Here is a 2165-nt window from a genome sequence, read left to right on the forward strand (position 1 = left end):
AGCCGCGCGATGCCCCAGAGCCTGGTGCATCCCCCGCACCCTCATCCGCCCCTGCGGGGCACCTTCTCCCGAGGGGAGAAGGGGAAAAACCGAGTCCTGCGGGAACAAGAACCACCGCGCCTTTACGAATCCCAAATCCCAAATCCCAAATCCCCACCCCACCTACAACTGATTCCACGCCGGCGTCGGCTCCCCCAACAGATGCCGCACGAAGAAGTCGTACTGGCGCCGTTGCACGTAATCGATGGGGCCGGTGGAGCGGCCGACGGTGTGTTCGCCGCCGGGCACGACCAGCAGGTCGAAGTCCTTGTTAGCCTTGATCAGCGCGTCCACCACCTGCGCGGTCGAGGCCGGGTCGACATTGCTGTCCTGCTCGCCGACGATCAGCAGCAGGTCGCCACGCAGCTTGGCCGCATTGTCCACGCCGGAGGCGCGTACATAGCTGGCGTCCACCGGCCAGCCCATCCACTGCTCGTTCCAGCTGATCTTGTCCATGCGGTTGTCGTAGCACCCGGCATAGGCCACGCCCACCTTGTAGAAGTCCGGATGCCGCTCCAGCGCGCCCAGCGTGCTCTGCCCGCCGGCCGACGCGCCGTAGATGCCGACGCGGCCGATGTCGTAGGACGGATCCTGTGCGGCCAGCGCCTTGTGCCAGGCGATGCGGTCGGGGAAGCCGGAATCGCCGAGGTTCTTCCAGGCCACGTCGTGGAAGGCCTTGGAGCGGTTGGCGGTGCCCATGCCGTCGATCATCACCACGATGAAGCCCAGGTCCGCCTGCGCTTGCATGCCGATCTGCTTGTCGCCGCCGGAGTGATAGCCGAACGGCCAGAAGGTCTTGGGCACGAAGGAATCGTGCGGGCCGGCGTAGATGTTCTCGATCACCGGGTACTTCTTGTGCGGGTCGTAGTCGCGCGGCCGCACCACCATGCCCCAGATGTCGGTCTTGCCGTCGCGGCCCTTGGCCACGAACGTCTGTGGCGCGCGCCAGCCGGCGGCCCGCAGCTTGCGGATGTCGCCGCGCTCCACCACCTGCAGCAGGCGCCCGTCGATGGCATGCAGCTCCATCACCGGCGCCATGTCCGGACGCGAATACACGTCCACGTAATGGCGCCCATCGTCGGCGATGGCCACGTCGTGGTCGGCATCGGCCTGGGTCAGCCGGGTCAGGTGGCCGCCGTCGAAATCCACCGCGAACAGTTGCCGGTAGTACGGATCCTTGCCCGCATCCATACCGCTGGCGGTGAACCAGATGCGCCGCTGCGCATCGTCCACGCGCAGCACGTCGCGCACGATCCACTCGCCCTTGGTGATCTGCGTCTTGATCCGGCCGCTGGCACCGTCGAACAGGTACAGGTGGCGCCAACCATCGCGCTCGGAGATCCACAGGATTTCCTGGCCCAGGCCGTCGACATCGTGGTGGTAGCTGCGGTCGGCGTACACGAAGGTCTTGGCATCCTCGCCCACCGCCACATGCGCCTTGCCCGTGGCTGCGTCCACCGCGATCGCGCGCATGCGCTGGAAGCCGCGTTGCACGTAATCGAACACGAAGCTGGCGCTGTCGCGTCGCCACTGGATCGGCGAGAGCTGATACGGGTTGGCGAACAAGGCATCGTCGATAACCAGGCGCTTGGGCGCACCGCCGCGCGCCAGCGCGCCGAGGTCGAACAACACAGGCCGCTCGATGTCCACCGCATCGCCGGGCTTGGGATACAGCTGCGTGCGCACGATCGGCTGGCCGCCGCCGGGCGGCGCCGCCTCCACCCGGGTGACGCGGCGGGGAAAGCCGGGCTTCACCCGGTACAGCGCCAGCCGCTGCGAATCCGGCGACCAGGCAATCGTTTCCGGATCGTAGAAATCGTCGCTGCGGCCATCGTCGGCCAGGCGCAGCGTGTGGCCGTCCGCCACCGCACGCAGCATCACCGCATTGCCGTCGACATAGGCGTCCCAGCGCCCGTCCGGCGAGCGCCGCGGGGTGGCGTCGGCCGGCACGCTGAGATCGCGCACCACGCCGAAGCCGCGCGGCCGCGGCTGCGGGCCGCTGTCGGCACGCGCGCAGACGTAAGTGGTGAGCGTGCAGCGCCACGGCGTCTCATCGAGCTCGAAGGCGATCGCCGCCTGCGGCTGGCCGCCCTCGGCGACGTAGGCGAAGCGCGCGAACGGCAGGC

The 2165-nt window shown here is 68.3% G+C and carries 1 protein-coding gene; it reads right to left on the bottom strand.

The window, feature by feature from the left end; genetic code table 11:
- Nucleotides 1–162: 162 nt before the first annotated feature.
- Nucleotides 163–2165: S9 family peptidase (locus tag D183_RS0112805; RefSeq protein ID WP_017909345.1), on the bottom strand; the 2003-nt coding region annotated here is incomplete at its 5' end.

This window comes from Xanthomonas sp. SHU 199 (assembly GCF_000364665.1).
Lineage (GTDB): Bacteria > Pseudomonadota > Gammaproteobacteria > Xanthomonadales > Xanthomonadaceae > Xanthomonas_A > Xanthomonas_A sontii.